We start from the raw sequence: 18,134 nt of genomic DNA on the forward strand, positions 1-18,134 counted from the left end.
CCAGGCCAGGCCAGGCCCGGTCAGGGCGTCCAGGTGGTTCGGACAAGTGGCGACGCGCGCTGTTCCCCGCTCTCCGCCTGCGCGCTCGGACGTGCCCCTCCTGGATGCGCCTGGAGTTGCGCGTTCCGCTCTTCTTGTCCGGGCTTCGCGGCGCAGAAGGATCAGGCGCGGGTCCACTCCGCGCAGCCGCCCGTGGAGAACGCCTTGTCGGTCGCCTCGATGGTGACGGTGGCGGGGCCGGACGGCATGCCGGAGGTGATGACGGCGTCGAGGTCGGCCGAGGCGCTCTTCATCCGCGCCCAGAAACACATGGAGAAGCCGGACGTCGGGCCGGTGGTGCGGTAGGTGCCGGGCTGGATGTCCCTGCCGACGACGAGGGTGCGGAGGGAGGCCGGGTCGATGCCGGCGCCGGAGCCCAGAGCGGTGCCGGAAGTGGGAGCGGTGCCGGACGTCGGGGCGGTGCCGGAGGTCGGGGCGGTGCCAGTGGGCGGCGGGTTCTGGCCGTTCCCGGGCTGCGTCGCGCCCGGGTCGGCCACGCCCGGATTCGTGGCACCCGGGTTCGTGGCACCCGGATTCGTGGCACCTGGTTCTGTGGCGCCCGGGTTCGTGGTGCCCGGCTGGGTCGCGGCCGGGTCGGTCGTTCCCGGTGAGGCGGCGGAGGACGGGCCAGGGGTGGACTGGTCGCCGGGGAGCGGCGGGCCGGTGTCCTCGACGGTCACCGTCACCCGCGGATCCGCCTCGCCCCCGGCGCCCGCCGACTCCTCGCCCACCGCGCCGTACCCCACGAAGACGCCCAGCAGGAACCCCAGCAGCGCGGCGAGCCCCGCCACCAGCACGATGATCGGCGGGCTGCTCGTCGCCCGCGGATAGTCAGGCGGGTATCCGGAAGGAGGCGGCGGCCCGTACATCACGCTCCCCAGCGTGCCACCCCTGTCAACGGTGCAGGTAGTCGACGAGCGACGCCTTCTCCGTCTCCAGCTCCTCGATGGCGCTCTTGACCACGTCGCCGATGCTGACGATGCCGGCCAGGCGGCCGTCCTCGACGACCGGCATGTGCCGGAACCGCCCGTCCGTCATGATGCGCCGCAGCGCCTCCACGTTGTCGTCGGGGCCGACGGTGCGCACGCCGGCGGTCATGATGGCGGAGACCGGCTCCTCCAGCACGCCGGCGCCGCGCTCGTTCAGGTGGCGCACCACGTCGCGCTCGGAGACGATGCCCTCGATCGTGTGGCCGTCGGTGGAGACCACGACGGCCCCGATGTTGTGCTGGGCGAGCCGGGCGAGCAGCTCACGGACGGACGCCGTCGGCGCCACGGTCGTCACTTGGCTGCCCTTGGCGCGCAGGATCGTCCGGATGAGCATGTTGCACCACACCCCTGCCTCGGCGGTCTTCCAACTGAGACCAGGCAAACAAGCCGGCGGGGAGCCCGTCAAGGCGTCCCGTAGGCTGCTTGCCGGACGGACCCGAAGAAATCACCTGACCAGGGACACTGTGAGATGACCGAGCCGCTGAACATCGGCAGCCATGACCTGCCCATCACCGACGAGCTGGCCGCCTTCATGCGCACGGGCTGGGCCGACACCCGCCGCACCGGCGTGACGGCGCTGCCGATCGCCCCCTGGGCCGCCAAGCGCCGCGCCGTCCTGGCCGCCCGCTTCCCCGGCGAGCGGCTGATGGTCCCGGCGGGCACGCTGAAGGTCCGCAGCAACGACAGTGACTACCGGTTCCGGCCGCACAGCGCGTACGCGTACCTGACGGGCGCCGGCGAGCCGGACGACGTGCTGGTGATCGAGCCGTCCGGGGAGGCCGTGCTGTACCTGCGGCCGCGTTCGCCGCGCGCCGAGGGCCAGGAGTTCTACCGCGACCGCCGCTACGGCGAGTTCTGGGCGGGCCGCCGCCCCGACCTGGCCGAGGCCGCCGAGCTGTACCAGGTGGAGTGCGCCCACATCCGCGACCTGGATCTGGACCGCCCGGCCCGGGTGCTGCGCGGCGTGGACCCGTCGGTGGACGCCCGCGTGCCGCGCGGGGACGGGGACGCCGAGCTGGAGACGTTCCTGTCGGAGATGCGCCTGGTCAAGGACGAGTGGGAGGTCGGCGAGCTGCAGTCGGCCGTGGACGCCACCGCTCGCGGCTTCGAGGACGTCGTGCGCGCCCTGCCGCACGCGCTGGCCCACCCGCGCGGCGAGCGGTACCTGGAGGGCGTGTTCGGGCTGCGGGCCCGGCTGGAGGGCAACGCGACCGGCTACGAGAGCATCGTGGCGGCCGGCGCGCACGCCTGCGTGCTGCACTGGATCCGCAACGACGGCCCGCTCGCCGCCGGCGACCTGCTGCTGCTGGACGCGGGCGTCGAGTCCGACACGCTCTACACCGCCGACGTGACCCGCACGCTCCCGCTGTCGGGGCGGTTCACGCCGGTGCAGCGGCAGGCGTACGAGCTGGTGTACGAGGCCCAGACGGCGGCCATCGCCACGCTGCGGCCGGGCGCCCGCTTCCGCGACTTCCACCAGGCGGCCATGCGGGTGATCTGCGCGGGGCTGCTCGACTGGGGCCTGCTCAAGGGCTCGGTGGACGAGCTGATGGAGACCGGCCTCTACCGCCGCTACACGTTGTGCAGCAGCGGCCACATGCTCGGCCTGGACGTGCACGACTGCGCCCGCTCCCGCGCCGAGGTCTACCTGGACGGCGTCCTGGAGGAGGGCCACGTGCTCACCGTCGAGCCGGGCCTGTACTTCCAGCCGGACGACCTGACGCTGCCCGAGGAGCTGCGCGGCATCGGCATCCGCATCGAGGACGACCTCACCGTCACCGCCGACGGCGCCACCCTGATGTCGGCCGCCCTCCCCCGGCACCCGGACGAGGTGGAGTCCTGGATGGGCGCCCTGGCGGGCGGCCGGCCGTAACGAAGCGATCACGTTTCGTGCCGGGCTGACAAGGCGCGGACCGCGCCTCATACCTTTTCCTCAAATTCCGAGGAAGGCGTCGACTACTGGACAGGGCGTCAGTAGGGTGACTGATCCGTAGGCGGCGGAGGTGGTCAGCTCATGGCCGTACCCGGATCCGCGTCCGGATTCGTGGGGCGCAAGGCCCGGTCGATGCTCGGGCAGGTCGGTGATCTGTTCGTCATCGCCCTGGAGGGGCTGCGGCGTAGCTGGGACGTCAAGAGCTGGTGGTGGGAGTTCGTCGACCAGTGCTGGTTCCTGGCCCGGGTGACCAGCGTCCCGGTGCTGCTGGTCTCCCTGCCGCTGGGCGCGACCGTGGCGTTGCAGGTGGGCGAGCTGGCCTGGCAGCTCGGCGCCGGCTCGGCCACCGGCAGCGCGGTGTTCGTCGGCCTCATCCGCGAGGTGGCGCCGCTGGCCAGCGCGCTGCTCATCGCCGGGGCCGGCGGCAGCGCCATGACCTCCGACATCGGCGCGCGGCACATCCGCGACGAGCTGTCGGCGATGGAGGTCATGTCGGTCAACCCGATCCACCGCCTGGTCACGCCGCGCATGTGGGCGGCCAGCACGATCGCGGTCTGCCTGTGCCCGCTGGTCATCCTGGCGGGCGCGAGCGGCGGCTACTTCTTCAACGTCGTCGTGCAGGGCGTCACGCCGGGCGCGTACTTCGACGGCGCGCTGTCCCTGGTCGTCCCCTCCGACCTGTACGTCACGCTGTTCAAGGCGTGGATCTTCGGTTTCATCGCCGCCGCCGTGGCCTGCTACAAGGGCATGACGTGCGCCACCAGCCCGGTCGGCGTGGGGCGGGCGGTCAACCAGGCGACCGTGGTGACGTTCATGCTGGTGTTCGCGTTCAACTACGTGATCTCCGCGGTGTACTTCCTGGCCTATCCCCCGAGGTCGCTCTGATGGCGACGCGGACGGCCGGCCTGCGGCTCGCCCTGCGGGGGCGGGACCTCGCCGAGCGGTTCGCGTCGTTGTCCGACTGGCCGCTGTTCGTGTGGAAGGTGCTGTTCTACTCCGTCCGCGACGTCGTGCTGCGGCTGCGGTATGCCAAGGTCGTCGTCCGGCAGGTCAGCGACGTCGTGGTGGGGGTCGGCGCGACCGTCATCGGCGGCGGCATGGTGTTCGTGGTGTTCACCATGGCCTTCGTCGTGGGCGCGACCGTCGGCCTGCAGGGCTACCAGGGGTTGCAGGCCATCGGCGCGGAGTCGTTCATGGGCCTGGTCGGCAGCTTCGCCAACGTCCGCGAGATCACCCCGATCATCGCGGCCACGGCGCTGGCGGCGCAGGTCGGCTCGTCGTTCACGGCCGAGCTGGGCGCGATGCGGATCTCCGAGGAGATCGACGCGCTGGAGGTGATGGGCATCAACGCCTTCACCTACCTCATCTGCACCCGGGTGGTGGCGGCGCTGCTGGCGCTCGTGCCGATCTACCTGATCGCGTTGTTCGCCAGCTTCTTCGCCACCCGGCTCATGTGCACGGCGTTGTTCGGGCTGGCGCCCGGCGTCTACGACTACTACTTCTACCTGTACCTGCCGGTCAGCGACATCCTGTTCAGCGTCGCCAAGGTGGGCGTGTTCGCCTTCGCGGTCATCGTGATCCACTGCTACCACGGCTTCCACGCCACGGGCGGCCCGGTGGGCGTGGGGGTGGCGGCGGGCCGCGCCATCCGCCAGTCGATCGTCACGATCGTGCTGCTCAATCTGCTGCTGTCGTACCTGTTCTGGGGCGGCGGCGGCAACATACCGCTGACATGACGGGGTGAGCCGTTGGCCCGATTCGACCTTCCCCTCGCCGCCCGGATGGGCATCGCCCTCGCGACGCTCGCCGTCCTGGCCGCGGCGACGGTCTACGTCGTGCGCGGCGTCACCGAGTTACGCGGGACGCGGATCGAGGCGGTGTTCGTCCGCGCCGGGCAGGGCCTGGACACCAACTCGCCGGTCAGGGTGCGCGGCATCACGGTCGGCGACGTCACCGGCGTCTCGCTCGACGCCAGGGGCCGGGCCGTGGTCACCATGCACCTCCAGCCCGGCCTGCGGCTGCCCGCCACCACCACCGCCTCCATCGAGCCCAGCTCGGTGTTCGGCCCCAAGTACGTCGCGCTCACCCCGGGGGCGGGCGAGACCACCGGCCCGTTCCTGGCCTCCGGCGCGGTCATCACCGACACCTCCGGCCCGCTCGACCTGTCCGACACGCTCGGCGACGCCTACCGCGGCCTGAACGCCGTGGACCCGCGCGAGGTCACCGTCATCGTCCACACCCTCGCCCAGGGCCTGGACGGCGAGGGCGAGCACCTGCGGGAGCTGATCGCCGACGCCGGCACCGTCGTCGGCGTCGCCCACCGGCAGCGCGCCCGCGCCCGCCGGTTCCTGCACGACACCGCCGCGCTCGGCACGGCCCTGGCGGACAAGGGCGACGAGCTGGTCTCGATCTCCGCCGACGTCAACACCATCACCCCCGACCTGCTGCGCCGCGCCGACAAGGTACGCGCCCTGCTGCAGGAGGTCACCTCGATCAGCGACCTGGGCGCCCACGGCCTGCGCGAGCACCGCCAGGACCTGCGGGCCGGGGTGCACTCCGGCGAGCGGGTGGCCGCGCTCGTCTACGCCCAGCTCGGCCTGGCCGGCGACGGCGTACGCGGCCTGAACCGGCTGCTCGGCCTGCTCAACGAGCTGATCGAGGCGCCCGGCCCGGACGGCAGGAACCAGCTCCAGGTGGAGGCGTTCGTCGCCACCGACGTCTGCGAGCTGATCGTCGGCGTCTGCGGCCCCACCGACGGGAGGCGCTGAGATGGCCGCCTCCGCCGAGCGCGCCCGCCGCCGCTGGACGTTCCTGCGCTTCGCGCTGTTCGTCGGGCTGACCGTGGCGCTGATCGTGCTGATCGCCGTGCAGGTCGCCCGGGTCGGCGGGGGTGGCGGCTACCGGATCACCGCCAGGTTCGACGACGTGTCCGGGCTGGCCGAGGGCGACCAGGTCAAGATCGCCGGCGCGCCGGTCGGCCAGGTGGCGGGCATCAGGGTGGTGGACGGCCGCGCCGAGGTCACCCTGGAGGTGCAGGACGCCGTCCGGGTGCCGGCCGACACCGAGGCGGCCGTCCGCTGGCGCAACGCGATCGGCCAGCGCGTGGTCTACCTGCTGCCCGGCACCGCGCCCGGGCGGCTGCCGCCGGGCGGCCGCATCGCCCGCACCTCGTCCGTGGTGGACATCGGCCAGCTCGTCAGCGACCTCGGCCCGCTGACCCGCAGCCTGGACCCCGACCAGATCAACCAGCTCCTCACCGCCGCCGCGACCTCGCTCAAGGGCAACGAGCGCAACCTGCCGCGGCTGCTGGACAACGTCAACGCCATCACCACCACCGTCAGCGAGCGCCGCGAGACCATCGAGCGGCTGCTGGCCGACTACGCGACCGTCAGCGGCGTGGTCGCCCGCCGCGACAAGCAGATCGAGCAGCTCGTCGACAACCTCGTCACGCTGTCGGAGGCGTTCGCCGGCAACCGCGAGCTGATCGACGACGCGCTGGTGGAGCTGTCGGCCACCGTCCACACCGGCGACCAGGTGCTGGGGAGGAACGCCGGCGAGCTGGGCGCGCTCGTGGACAACCTGCGGGGGCTGACCGGCGGCGTCCGGCGGCACGTGGGCGAGATCGACCGCATGGTGAGCACGTTGCAGCCGCTGTTCGCGCGGGCGTACTCGACCGTGGACCGCGGCCACTACTTCGTCACCGCGGTCCCCTGCCTGGCGCTGGGGCCGGCGCCGTGCCCGTACGGGATGAGCACGCCGCCGCCGCTGCGCAACACGCGGGTCCGCAGCGGCGAGGACCTGCGGAAGCTGGTGGTGGGCCGGTGAGCAGATCCTTCAGGGACCGCAACAAGTACGCCGTCGGCCTGGTGTCGATGGGCACGGTCGCCGCGATCCTGCTCGCCACGTTCCTGGTCGGCAACCTCGGCCTGCTGGAGGGCGGCTACACCGTCTCGGGCGTGTTCGCCGACTCCGGCGGGCTGCGTACCGGCAACGACGTGCGGGTGGCCGGGGTGCGGGTCGGCGAGGTGACCGAGGTGCGCGCCGACTACGCGCACGGCCAGGTCGTCGTCACCTGGCGGGTGGACGACGGCGTGCGGCTCGGCCGCGGCACCCGCGCCGACATCGCCCTGTCGAACCTGCTCGGCGGCCGCTACGTCAGGCTCACCGGCGCCGTGTCGCCCCCGTACCTGGACCAGCTCCCCGAGGCGCGGCGGCGCATCCCCCTGGAGCGCACCGGCGTGCCCACGCTCGTCAACGACGCCATCAACGACGCCACCCGGCTGGTCCAGCGCCTCGACACCGATGCCGTGGACGACCTGCTCGGCGAGCTGGACAAGGTGGACCTGTCCAAGCACGGCCGCCTCACCCGGCTGCTGCGCGACATCGGCGACCTGTCGGACACGATCAGCAGGAGCGAGCCGCAGCTCCAGCGGCTGCTCGACAACGGTAACAAGATCATGGACGTGCTGGAGAAGAAGGACAAGCAGCTCGTCCGGCTCATCGACGCCATCGAGATCATGCTCACCGAGCTGCGCAGGCGGCGCGACGAGCTGCGCGTGCTGCTCGGCGACGGCAGCGACCTCGTGCGGAGCACCACCCGGCTGATCGGCGAGCACGAGCGCTCGCTCGTGCAGGTGCTGGACGACAACGCGGCCATCACGACCCGGCTCAGCGGCAGCAACCAGCGGTTCAACGCGCTCCTGGCCTGGGCGGGCCCGACCTTCACGGGCCTGTCCACGATGGGCGGCCAGGGCCCGTGGCTGGAGGCCATCGCCACGGGCCTCGGCCCCATCAACCCCGAGGTGCTGGCCGCCGTCGCGCGCGACAGGAAGGACGAGCGGTGAGGCGGCTCGCGGCGGTCCTGGCGGTGTGGGCGCTGCTCGCGTCCGGGTGCTCGGCGCTCGGCGCGCAGCCGTACCGGCTGACGGCGATCTTCAGCGCCACGCCCTCCCTGTACGAGCAGGCGCGGGTCAAGGTGATGGGCCTGGACGCCGGCTACGTCGACAGCATCCGCATCGACGGCGACCGGGTGCGCGTCGGGCTGCTGGTGGACCGGCAGGTGCCGCTCCCGGCGGACGTGCGGGCCGTGGTCGCGCCGCAGAACACCCTGGGCGAGCGGAACGTCGTCCTCTACCCGCCGTGGAAGCCCGGCGACCGGCGGGCCGCGCCCGGGGCGACCATCCCGCTGGAGCGCACCGAGCTGCCGGTCGAGATCGACGAGGCGCTCGACGCGTTCACCAAGCTGACCGACGCCCTCGACTCCGACAAGCTGGGCGAGGTCGCGGGCGACCTGGCCACGAGCGTCAGGGGCCGCGGCAAGACGATCAACAACGCGATCGCCGACACCGCCGAGCTGACCGGCACCCTCGCCAGGCAGGACCAGCAGCTCATCGACCTGGCCAGGGGCCTCGACAAGCTCGCCACGACGCTCAACGGGCGCGAGCGCCAGGTGACCGGCGCCATCGACTCCTTCGCCGAGGCCAGTGCGATCCTCGCCGAGGAGCGGCGGCGGCTGCGCGGCTTCATCTCCGGCATGGCGGACTTCGTGCGGCGCGGCGACGTGCTCATCGAGCAGTACTCGGCGCGGCTGCCGCGGGCCACGGCGACGCTGGCCGAGCTGGTGCTGACGCTGCGGGCCAACAGCGCGTCGGTCGCGCGGGCCGTCAAGGGCGCCGCCGACTTCGCCGACGTGCTGATCGACTCCTGGGACAGGAAGCACCACGTGCTGAAGATCCGGGTGGTGCTCAACGCGATGACCAGGGCCTGGCTGCAACCGCTGTTCGACGCGCTGAACCTGGGGCCGGTGCCGTGCCTGCCCGCCGGGCTGAGCAACTGCCCCTTCCAGCAGCGGGGCGGGCGGCGGTGAGGGCGAGGGCGGTGGTGCGGGCGAGGGCGGCGGTGCGGGCCCGCCTGCTGGCGCGGGCCCGCCTGCTGGCCGCGCTGCTCGCGCTGGCGGTGGCCGCGTCCATGACCACGTCCTGCTCGCTGCGGACGCTGGGCGCCACGAGCGGCGAGCTGACTCTGCACGCCGTCTTCGACGACGTGCAGAGCCTGGTGGCCGGGCACAGCGTGCAGATCGCCGACGTGCGGGTGGGCACGGTCACCGACATCCGGTTGCAGGGCTACCGGGCCCGGGTCACGATGGCGGTGCAGGACGGGCACCGGGTGCCGCGGGGCAGCACGGCCACCGTCGCCAAGACGTCGGTGCTGGGCGAGAACTACGTGCTGCTCACGCCGCCGCCGGGCAGGGACCTGTCCACGGGGCCGTACCTGGCCGACGGCGACACCATCGCCGAGACCTCCGTCGAGCCGGACATCGAGCAGGTCACCGCCAGGGCCGGGCCGCTCATCGAGGCGCTGGGCGCGCAGGACGTCAACGCCGTCCTGGACGCCGCCGCGACCGCGTTCGCCGGGCAGGGCGACGAGGTCAACAAGCTGATCGAGCAGACCGCCGAGGTCACCGACGCCTACGCCGCCGCCCGCGCCGACCTGGCCACCACCATCGACGCGCTCGCCGAGCTGGGCGACGACCTGGCCGAGGGCAGCGGCGAGCTGGACCGGCTGCCCGGCACGCTCGCCGCGGCCACCTCCCGGCTCGCGCACGGGCGCCGGCACATCAAGACCGCCGTGATCGCGCTGACGGGCCTGGCCAAGGAGGCCAACCTCACCGTCTACCCGCGGCACGCGGCCCGGCTGCGCACGCTGCTGCGCGAGCTGGAGGCCATCTCGTCGTCGATGCAGCGGGGCAGGGAGGACCTCAAGCGGCTGGTGGCCGAGATCCAGGAGTTCATCGACGCGCCGCCGATCGTGGTCAACGGCCAGATGTTGTCCTACATCTGGCTCAAGGGCCTGCTGCTGCCCGCGCCGGCCGGCGACCCGCCCCCGGCCGGCCGGCGCGGGGACTTCCGTCTGCTGCTGGAGCCGCCGCGATGAGGAACCGGATCTACCTCAACCTGGGGTTCTTCGTGGTGCTGGGGATCGTCATGACGATCTGGGCGTTCAGCACCATCATCCGGCTGGACGCCATCGAGCGGCCCTACCGGGTGTCGGCCGAGTTCGTCTCCTCGCCGGGGCTGACGCGCGGGTTCGACGTGGCGTACCTGGGGGTGCGGGTCGGCAGGATCGGCGACGTACGGCTGGCGCCCGGCCGCATCGTCGTGGGGCTGGACCTCGACCGGGAGGTACGGCTGCCGAGGGGCGTGACGGCCGAGGTGCGACGCAAGTCGGCCGTCGGGGAGCCGTACGTGGAGCTGTCGCCGCCCCCGGGCGGCGTGCGCGGGCCGTCCCTGGCGGCCGGGGACGTGATCCCGCTGGCCAGGACGTCGGTGCCGCTCGACTACAAGAAGCTGTTCGAGGGCGTCGGCAAGCTGCTGAACGCGGTCCCGCCCCGCGACGCCAGGACCATCACCCACGAGCTGGCCGTCGCCCTGGACGGGCGGGCACCGGCGATCCGCGGCCTCATCGACGACGCCCACTCCCTGACCGGGACCCTGGCCGACAACGCCGACCTGCTCGACGACCTGTCGGTGCAGCTCACCCGGCTCACGCACACCCTGGCCGGGCGCAAGGACGCCCTCGCCGCCGGGATCGGCGACCTGAGCACGGTCACGGCGGCGCTGCGGGCCTCGCGGACCGACCTGAACGCCTTCCTCGACCGGGGGCCCGGGGTGTTCGCGCAGCTCGACACCGCCATCAAGCGATCGCGGCCGGGGTTCTCGTGCCTGCTGACGGCGTTCGGGCTGCCGCACCGGCCCGCGTTCTCCGCCGCGACCGAGCGCAACACCCGTCACCTGCTCGGCATCGTGCCGACGGCGCTCAGCCTGTCCGACGACATCAGCGACCGGCGGGGGGATACGGTGTACGGGAAGGCGACGTTCGTCTTCAGCGTGCCGGGCGGGCCGGTGCCGGCCGAGGAGTACGCGGGGCCGATCGGGCCTCCGGCCGTTCCCGCCCTGCGTTCCTGCCCCCGGCGGGCCGCCGCCGCCACCACCGACGCGCGGCACCCCGGCGGCGGCCGGGACGACGGCGGCGAGCCCGGTCGCCGGGCGGGGGCGGCGTCGCCCTCCCCGGCGGAAACCGGGCCCGCCTCGCCGTCGCCGTCACCCTCCTCCTCCGAGGTGGGCGAGCTCGAACCCGGGACGTCCCCCAGCGGGGCGGCCGCCCCGTCGTCCCGTACCCCAACGAACACCGTCCCGCTGATTGTCGCGATCTTTCTCGCCGTGGTGGCAAGTGGTGGCATCGTGGGCTGGACCGCGGCGGGCCGGGCGGCCCGCCGCCGTGAGGAGTCGGAATGACTGCCGGACAGGACCTCGCCCCCACCTCCTCCGAGCCCCCGAAGGCATCTGAGGCCCCGGAGGCGCCTGAGACCGCGGAGGCATCTGAGAGCGGGGAGGCATCCGAGACCTCCGAGACCTCCGAGGCGCCTGAGACCCCCGAGGAGGCGGCCTCCCCCTCCCCTTCCGGGCCCGCCCCCTCGGGTCCGGCTGCCGCGGGCGGCGCGGGCCGGAGGCGGGTCACCCGGGTCAAGGTCATGGGCGCGGTGGCGGCGATGCTGGTGGCCGCGCTCGCCGCGACCGCCGTCCTGCAGTGGGTGGCCGCGAGCCGGGCCGACCAGGCGCGGGAGTCGCTGGCGGCCGAGCGGGCGCTGCGCCTGGAGGTGTCGGGGGCGGCGAGCGCGTTCAGCACGTCCCTGCTCAGCTACGACTACCGCGACCTCCAGACCACCCGCGCCACGCTGAGCGCCCAGGCCACGGGCGACTTCCTGGCCACCTACGACTCGGCGTTCGGCGGCGCGATGGCGCAGGTCATCGTCAAGCTCAAGGCCGTCGCCCAGGCCACGGTCCGCGAGGTGTACCTGGCCGACGTGGACGAGGCCACCGCGCACGCGATCGTCGTCGTGGACCAGCAGGTGAACACCTCCGAGGCGATCCGCTCGGTGAAGGATTCGCACCTTAAGATCGCTCTTGTGAAGGAGAAGGGCGTCTGGAAGGTCCGGGACGTGACCGTGCTCGGCGCGGCCTCGGACGACCAGTACGCCCTCGACGGCAAGAACAACGACAGCAAGAACGACGGCGAGAAGAAGGACTGACGATCGGCCCTCTGGCGATGGGCGGCCACCCGGACGAGGTGCGCGCGCCCGAACACTGGCTCACCGAGGTGGAACGGGAACGCGCCGCGCGGTTCCGGTTCGAGGCGGACCGCGCCACGTTCGTGGCCGCCCACCTGCTGGCGCGGCTCTGCGCGGCCGCCGCGCTCGGCGACGGCACCGACCCGGCCGGCCTGACGCTGCTGCAGGTCTGCGAGGTGCACGGCCCCGGCCACGGCAGGCCGTACATCGAGCAGGCCCCCGAGCTGGGGCTGAGCCTCAGCCACACCCGCGGGTACGTCTGCGCCGCCGCGGGCCCCGGCAGGGTCGGCGCGGACGCCGAGCGCGTGCCGCCGGGCCCGATGGACGAGGCGCTGGCCGAGCGGGTGCTCACGCCGCGCGAGCGCGCCCTGGTCACCGGCAACGACGAGCTGATCCGCCGCTGGACCCGCAAGGAGGCGCTGATCAAGCGGGGCGAGCTGTCGCTGGACCGGATCGGCTCCGGCGGCGACGACCTGACCGGCCGCCACCTGCTGGAGTGGAGCGCCGCCCCGGACATCAGGGTGGCGGTGGTCACCGACTTCCCCGCCCGCCGGGTGCCGGTCCCCGGGCCGGGGTGAGAGGTCAGGCCGGGGAGCGGCGGGTCGGGGTCGGGTCGAGGAAGACCAGGCTGACGGCGGGGAACTGCTCGCGCAGCCGCCGGTCCACCTCGTCGCAGGCGACCTCCACGCCGGCCGCGCTGGCCTCGTCCCTGAAGTCGATCTTGGCGGCGACCAGCACGTCGCCGGGGCCGATCATCATGGTGAGGAGCTGGACGACGTCCTCGACCTCCGGCTGGGCGAGCAGCACCGCGCGGATGCCGGTCTCCATGCCCGGCGGCGCGGCCTGGCCGATGAGCAGCGACAGGTTCGACTGGATCAGGGTGAGCGCGACGAGCAGCAGCAGCACGCCGATCGCGACCGAGGCCAGGCCGTCCCACAGGGCCGAGCCGGTGAGCTGCGAGCCGAGCAGCCCGCCGCCCGCGATCACCAGCCCGACCAGCGCGGCCGCGTCCTCGAACACCACGGCCTTGAGCGCGGTGTCGGAGGTGACGCGCACCAGCCGCAGCGGTCTGATCTGGTGGCGGGCGGCCTCGGAGCGTACCTGCGCGTACGCCTTGGCGAACGAGACGGACTCGATGACGAAGGAGACGGCCAGCACGATGTAGGACAGGCCCAGGGCGCCGAGCCGCTCGCCGTGGCTGATCTCGTGCACGCCGTGGGTGATCGAGAAGCCCGCGCCGCCCACGAGCGTGGCCACCGCCGCCATCATGGCCCAGAAGAACCCGGCCTTGCCGTGCCCGAACGGGTGGCGCCGGTCGGCGGGCCGGCCGGAGCGGCGCACCGCGACCAGCAGCAGCAGCTCGGTCACGGTGTCGGCGGCCGAGTGCGCGGCCTCCGACAGCATCGCCGCCGAGCCGCTGAGCAGGCCCGCGACCAGCTTGGCCAGGGCGATGGTCAGGTTGGCCGCGCCCGCCACGAGCACGGTGCCGAGACTGTCTCCGTTCTTGTCAGTCGAGCTGTCCGCCATGACGTTCACTCTACGTGCGCTACATTGGAGATCATGAGCGCGCCTCGCTGGCTTTCATCCGCCGAACAGCGTGCCTGGCGCACGCATCTGGCGCTGCACAAGCTGCTCATGCACCGGCTCGACCGCGAGCTGCAGGAGCACTCCCTGTCGCTGAACGACTACGAGATCCTGGTCAACCTGTCGGAGAACCCGGGGCGCCGCATGCGCATGAGCGACCTGGCCGACGCCACGATCCAGTCGCGCAGCCGCCTGTCCCACCAGATCTCCCGCATGGAGGCCAAGGGCCTGGTCAAACGGGAGGACTGCCGCGACGATCGGCGGGGCACCTTCGCCGTGCTGACCGACGAGGGCTGGGAGACCATCCAGCGGGTGGCCCCGTTCCACGTGGCGAGCGTGCGCGAGCACTTCGTGGACCGGCTCAGCGACGACCAGCTCCAGGCGATCGAGGCGGCGTACGCGCCGCTCGTGGAGCAGCTCAAGAAGCTGCGCTGAGCGCGGCGGGGCCCGATACCCGACCGATATCCGCGACGGCGCGCGGCCTCGACCCCCGGTCGCTACGATCCGCTCATGCTCAGAAGATTTCTGATCGTGGCGGTTCTCGCGCTTTTCTCGGCCTGCTCGGCGGCCTGCTCGTCGGGCGGTGGGGGCGGGGGCGGGGACGAGCTGCCCGCCGGCCCCGACCTCATGACGAAGGCCGCCGGGGCCATGAAGGCGGTCAAGTCGGCCGCCTTCTCGATCGCCACCGAGGGCAAGCCCAACGTGCCGCTGCGCAAGGCCGACGGCCGGCTCACCGCCGGCGGTGACGCCGACGGCACGCTCACGATCGACATCCTGGGCAACCTGCAGGAGGTCACCTTCGCCCTCGTCGGCGACACCGTGCACTTCAAGGGGCCGACGGGCGGCTTCCAGAAGATGACCCGGCAGCAGCTCGCGCAGTTCTACGATCCGTCGGTGATCCTGGAGCCCACGAAGGGCATCGCGAAGCTGCTGTCCTCGGCGGTCAACCCCAAGGTGGAGGGCGTCGAGGACGGCGCGTACCGGGTCGCCACGACCTTCCCCGCGCAGGTGGTCAAGGACATCGTGCCCGGGGTCTCGCAGGACGTGAACGGCAAGGTCTGGATCGACCAGGCCACCAGCAGGCTCACCAGGGCGAGCCTGCCGCTGCGGGGCGGCACGGTGACGGTGTCCTTCAGCGACTACGACGCGCCGGTGACGATCACGCCGCCCGCCGGCTCATGAGCGCCGCCCGGCGGGTCGTGCTCGGCGCGGGCGGCGCGGTGGTGCTGCTGGCCGCGCTCGACGCGTACGTCGTGGTGACCGTGCTCGTCGAGATCGCCGGGGACGTCGGCGTGCCGCTCAACCGCCTGGAGCGGGCCACGCCGATCGTCACCGGGTTCCTGCTGGGCTACATCGCGGCGATGCCGCTGCTCGGGCAGTTGTCCGACCGGTTCGGGCGGCGGCCGCTGATCCATGCCTGCCTGGCGGCGTTCGCGCTCGGCTCGGTGCTGACGGCGCTGGCGGCCGGCGAGGTGATGGTGGTGGCCGGGCGTACCGTGCAGGGCATCGCCGGCGGGGCGCTGCTGCCGATCACGATGGCGCTCATCGGCGACCTGTGGGACGAGCGGGAACGGCCCGTGGCGCTGGGCGCGGTGGGCGCGGCGCAGGAGCTGGGCTCGGCGGTCGGGCCGCTGTACGGCGGGCTGCTGGCGCAGGTGCCGGCGGTCGTGGTGGCGGGGGTGGAGCTGGGCGGCTGGCACGCCATCTTCTGGATCAACGTGCCGCTGGCGGCGCTCGCGGCCCTGGCGGTCCAGCTCGCGCTCCCCGGCCGGGCGGGCGCTGGGGGCCGCTCTGGCCCCGGGCTGTCCCCGTCCGACGGCGAACGCCCGCCGGCGGGCCCGGCCGGCGCGGCAGGACGACTGGTGGACGGGGCCGGCGCGACGGAGCAGCGGGTGGACGGGGCCGGCGCGGCAGGGCGGCGGGTGGACGGGGCCGGTGCGGCCCTGCTGGCGCTGGCGCTGGCGCTGCTCGTCGCCGGGCTCTACAACCCCGACCCGGCCAAGGCGTTCCTGCCGCCCTGGGGGGCGCCGCTGATCGCGGCGGGCGCGCTGGCGGCCGGGGTGTTCGTGTGGTGGGAGATCCGCTCCCCGGTCCGGCTCCTCGACCTGACCGGCGTCCGCAAGGGCCCGCTGCTGGCGACGCTGGGCGTGAGCTTCCTGGCGGGGGCGGCGCTGCTGGTCACGATGGTGTTCGTGCCGCTCACCGCGCAGACCCTCATGGGGCGGGACGAGCTGGGGGCGGCGTTCGTGCTGGCCAGGTTCCTGGTCGCGCTGACCGTGGGGGCGCTGCTCGGCGGGCTCCTGGCCCGGCGGCTGGGCGAGCGGGGCGTGGCGGTGGCCGGCATGGTGCTGGCGGCCGCCGGTTACTGGCTGATGAGCCGCTGGCCCCTGGAGCCGGCCGGCGCGGGGCTGGTCGTGGACGCCGACCTGGTGGTGGCCGGGCTCGGCCTGGGCCTGGTGGTCGCCCCGGTGTCGTCGGCGGTGCTGCGGGCGAGCCGGGCGGCCCAGCACGGCGTGGCCTCGGCGGCGGTCGTGGTGGCCAGGATGATGGGCATGCTGATCGGCATCGCGACGGTGTCGGCGTGGGGGTTCCACCGGTTCCAGTCGCTGACGGCCCACCTGGACACGCCGCTGCCCTTCGGGGTGGACGCGGCGACCTACCAGCGGCAGCTCGCCGAGTACACCGCCCGGGTGCAGGCGGCGTTGCACGTGGAGTACACCGAGATGTTCCTCGTCACCGCGTTCGTCTGCCTGGCGGGCGGGGCGGTCGCCGTCCTCATGCCGCGCCGCCCGCCCCGCGTGCCGGCCGCCGTCCAGGCCCCGGACCCGGCCGCCGAGACCCGCTGACCGGCCCGCCCCTTCCCTCGGGCCGGGGCGGGCCGAGTGCTTCCGTCAGGGAGACAGGCGGTGGAGGTCGCGGGGGAAGGCCGTGGTCTCGCGGATGTTGGCCGCGCCCGTCAGCCGTGCCGTCCACCGCTCCAGGCCCAGCGCGAACCCGCCGTGCGGCGGCATCCCGTACCGGAACGCCTGGAGGTAACCCTCGTACGCCGCGGCCGGCTCCCCGCGGGCGGCCAGCGCCGCCGTGTAGTCCTCGTACCGGTGCAGCCGCTGCCCGCCCGTCACCAGCTCCAGCCCGCGGAACAGCAGGTCGAAGCCGTTGGAGTAGCCGGGCCTCGCGGGGTCGGGGTGGGTGTAGAAGGGCCGCTTGGCCATGGGGTAGCCGGTGACGAACAGGAACTCCGACCCGTGCTCCCGCAGCGCCCACTCCGACAGCCACCGCTCCTGCGCCGGAGCCAGGTCCGGCTCGTCGGAGGAGGTGAGCCGCTGCGCCTCGGTGAAGTGCACGGCCGGGATCTCGGCGGGCACCTCGGGCAGCGCGACGCCGAGCAGGCCGACGGCGGGCGCGGCCCGGTGGCGTACGGACTCGATCATGCCCGCCACCGCCTGCCGCAGCACGGCCATGACGTCCCGGTGGTCGGTGACGAAGCCCAGCTCGGCGTCGAGGCTGGTGTACTGGGCGAGGTGGCGTACGGTGTCGTGCGGCTCGGCCCGGAAGACCGGCCCGACCTCGTAGACCCGCTCGAACACCCCCACCATGGCCTGCTTGTAGAACTGCGGCGACTGGGCGAGGTAGGCGGGCCGGCCGAAGTAGTCGATGCCGAAGACGTTCGCCCCCGACTCGGTGGCCGAGCCGACGATCTTCGGGGTGTGGATCTCGGTGAAGCCGAGCCGGTCGAGCGCCTCGCGGAACCCGGCCACGCTCGCGGCCGAGATCTCCAGCGGCGCCCGCAGCCGCGGATGGCGCAGCGCGACCGGCGCGTGGTCGAGGATCGTCGGCAGCGAGGCGGGCACCACCGGCCGGTAGAGGTCGAACGGGGGCGGCGTGCCGGGCTCGGCCAGCACCTCGATCTCCGGCTCGGTCAGCTCGACGCCGCCGGGCGCCTGGGGCTGGAGCGTCACGGTGCCGGTGACCCGGACGACGCTCTCCTCCCCCGGCAACCCGCCACCGGCCGCCGGGGCGCCCTCGACGTGGCTCTCGACGTGGCTCTCGGCGTAGCCCCCGGTGTGGTTTCCGGTGTGGTCCCCGGCCGTCCGGGCGGGACCGGGGTGGCCGTGGACGACCTGGGCGAGCCCGGCGCGGTCCCGGACCACGAGGAAGGACACGGATTTCAGGTGCCGGCGGCGATGGACCCAGCCGGCGATCGTCACTCGTCGTCCCGCGTGCTCGGCGAGCTCCGCGGACAGGACACGAGAGATCATCACAACTCCTCTGCGGAATATGCGTGATCCCTTGGGAGTGCGGGGGAGAAGGGAGCTCCCGGTGCCACCGCACTTTCGCCGCCCCGCCGGAGCGAGGCGGCCTCGTGAGGACCCGATGACGGGGGTCAGGCCGGCGGGGCATTTCCTCCCCGCGCTCAGGAGTGTCTTCGCCGCGGGGCGCGGGGCCGCCTTTCCAGCTACCG

The 18,134-nt window shown here is 73.4% G+C and carries 18 protein-coding genes; 14 read left to right on the forward strand and 4 right to left on the reverse strand.

What is annotated here, in order from left to right; all coding sequences use genetic code 11:
- Nucleotides 1-161 precede the first annotated feature (161 nt).
- The gene (locus tag AB0H75_RS08940; protein ID WP_367792848.1) at nucleotides 162-911 is read right to left on the reverse strand and encodes a hypothetical protein; all 750 of its coding nucleotides are present in this window, start codon (nucleotides 909-911) and stop codon (nucleotides 162-164) included.
- A gap of 22 nt (nucleotides 912-933) precedes the next feature.
- Complete coding sequence (locus tag AB0H75_RS08945; protein WP_367792851.1) at nucleotides 934-1,362, reverse strand: CBS domain-containing protein; 429 nt, start codon at nucleotides 1,360-1,362, stop codon at nucleotides 934-936.
- A 135-nt stretch (nucleotides 1,363-1,497) separates the two neighbouring features.
- Here AB0H75_RS08945 and AB0H75_RS08950 point away from each other — a divergent pair, with 135 nt between their 5' ends.
- The 11 genes from AB0H75_RS08950 to AB0H75_RS09000 all read left to right on the forward strand — a co-directional run bounded on the left by AB0H75_RS08950 (nucleotide 1,498) and on the right by AB0H75_RS09000 (nucleotide 12,666).
- Complete coding sequence (locus AB0H75_RS08950; protein WP_367792853.1) at nucleotides 1,498-2,901, forward strand: aminopeptidase P family protein; 1,404 nt, start codon at nucleotides 1,498-1,500, stop codon at nucleotides 2,899-2,901.
- Nucleotides 2,902-3,042: 141 nt separating this feature from the next.
- A complete protein-coding gene (locus tag AB0H75_RS08955) occupies nucleotides 3,043-3,846 on the forward strand; it encodes an MlaE family ABC transporter permease (protein ID WP_367792856.1) in 804 nt (267 codons plus the stop codon).
- Nucleotides 3,846-4,697 carry an ABC transporter permease gene (locus AB0H75_RS08960; RefSeq protein WP_367792859.1) on the forward strand — a complete coding sequence of 284 codons (852 nt, stop codon included), beginning with the start codon at nucleotides 3,846-3,848 and terminating at the stop codon, nucleotides 4,695-4,697. The genes AB0H75_RS08955 and AB0H75_RS08960 overlap by 1 nt, the downstream gene beginning before the upstream one ends.
- 12 nt (nucleotides 4,698-4,709) lie before the next feature.
- Nucleotides 4,710-5,729 (forward strand): MCE family protein, encoded by a 1,020-nt coding sequence (locus AB0H75_RS08965; protein ID WP_367792862.1) that lies wholly within the window; start codon nucleotides 4,710-4,712, stop codon nucleotides 5,727-5,729.
- Nucleotide 5,730: 1 nt separating this feature from the next.
- Nucleotides 5,731-6,786 carry an MCE family protein gene (locus AB0H75_RS08970; RefSeq protein ID WP_367792865.1) on the forward strand — a complete coding sequence of 352 codons (1,056 nt, stop codon included), beginning with the start codon at nucleotides 5,731-5,733 and terminating at the stop codon, nucleotides 6,784-6,786.
- On the forward strand, nucleotides 6,783-7,805 hold the full coding sequence (locus tag AB0H75_RS08975; protein WP_367792867.1) for an MlaD family protein: 1,023 nt from the start codon (nucleotides 6,783-6,785) through the stop codon (nucleotides 7,803-7,805). Before AB0H75_RS08970 ends, AB0H75_RS08975 begins: the two co-directional genes overlap by 4 nt.
- On the forward strand, nucleotides 7,802-8,827 hold the full coding sequence (locus AB0H75_RS08980; RefSeq protein ID WP_367792870.1) for an MCE family protein: 1,026 nt from the start codon (nucleotides 7,802-7,804) through the stop codon (nucleotides 8,825-8,827). Before AB0H75_RS08975 ends, AB0H75_RS08980 begins: the two co-directional genes overlap by 4 nt.
- The gene (locus AB0H75_RS08985) at nucleotides 8,824-9,894 is read left to right on the forward strand and encodes an MCE family protein (RefSeq protein WP_367792873.1); all 1,071 of its coding nucleotides are present in this window, start codon (nucleotides 8,824-8,826) and stop codon (nucleotides 9,892-9,894) included. Before AB0H75_RS08980 ends, AB0H75_RS08985 begins: the two co-directional genes overlap by 4 nt.
- Entirely contained in the window at nucleotides 9,891-11,255 is a 1,365-nt protein-coding gene (locus AB0H75_RS08990) for an MCE family protein (protein ID WP_367792876.1), read from the forward strand. Before AB0H75_RS08985 ends, AB0H75_RS08990 begins: the two co-directional genes overlap by 4 nt.
- Nucleotides 11,252-12,049 (forward strand): hypothetical protein, encoded by a 798-nt coding sequence (locus AB0H75_RS08995; RefSeq protein ID WP_367792879.1) that lies wholly within the window; start codon nucleotides 11,252-11,254, stop codon nucleotides 12,047-12,049. The genes AB0H75_RS08990 and AB0H75_RS08995 overlap by 4 nt, the downstream gene beginning before the upstream one ends.
- Before the next feature lie 17 nt (nucleotides 12,050-12,066).
- Nucleotides 12,067-12,666 carry a 4'-phosphopantetheinyl transferase superfamily protein gene (locus tag AB0H75_RS09000; protein ID WP_367792882.1) on the forward strand — a complete coding sequence of 200 codons (600 nt, stop codon included), beginning with the start codon at nucleotides 12,067-12,069 and terminating at the stop codon, nucleotides 12,664-12,666.
- A 4-nt stretch (nucleotides 12,667-12,670) separates the two neighbouring features.
- Here AB0H75_RS09000 and AB0H75_RS09005 read toward each other — a convergent pair whose 3' ends face one another.
- Nucleotides 12,671-13,615: a cation diffusion facilitator family transporter gene (locus AB0H75_RS09005; protein WP_367792885.1), complete on the reverse strand. Its 945-nt coding sequence runs from the start codon at nucleotides 13,613-13,615 to the stop codon at nucleotides 12,671-12,673.
- 33 nt (nucleotides 13,616-13,648) lie between these two features.
- Here AB0H75_RS09005 and AB0H75_RS09010 point away from each other — a divergent pair, with 33 nt between their 5' ends.
- From AB0H75_RS09010 to AB0H75_RS09020, 3 genes are all read left to right on the forward strand, one after another.
- Nucleotides 13,649-14,107: a MarR family winged helix-turn-helix transcriptional regulator gene (locus AB0H75_RS09010; RefSeq protein ID WP_367792888.1), complete on the forward strand. Its 459-nt coding sequence runs from the start codon at nucleotides 13,649-13,651 to the stop codon at nucleotides 14,105-14,107.
- A 75-nt stretch (nucleotides 14,108-14,182) separates the two neighbouring features.
- A complete protein-coding gene (locus AB0H75_RS09015; protein ID WP_367792891.1) occupies nucleotides 14,183-14,854 on the forward strand; it encodes an LppX_LprAFG lipoprotein in 672 nt (223 codons plus the stop codon).
- Entirely contained in the window at nucleotides 14,851-16,518 is a 1,668-nt protein-coding gene (locus AB0H75_RS09020; RefSeq protein WP_367792894.1) for an MFS transporter, read from the forward strand. Before AB0H75_RS09015 ends, AB0H75_RS09020 begins: the two co-directional genes overlap by 4 nt.
- 45 nt (nucleotides 16,519-16,563) lie before the next feature.
- Here AB0H75_RS09020 and aspS read toward each other — a convergent pair whose 3' ends face one another.
- Nucleotides 16,564-17,931 carry an aspartate--tRNA(Asn) ligase gene (aspS, locus tag AB0H75_RS09025; RefSeq protein ID WP_367792897.1) on the reverse strand — a complete coding sequence of 456 codons (1,368 nt, stop codon included), beginning with the start codon at nucleotides 17,929-17,931 and terminating at the stop codon, nucleotides 16,564-16,566.
- Nucleotides 17,932-18,134: the final 203 nt, after the last annotated feature.

This window comes from Nonomuraea sp. NPDC050783 (assembly GCF_040802095.1).
Lineage (GTDB): Bacteria > Actinomycetota > Actinomycetes > Streptosporangiales > Streptosporangiaceae > Nonomuraea.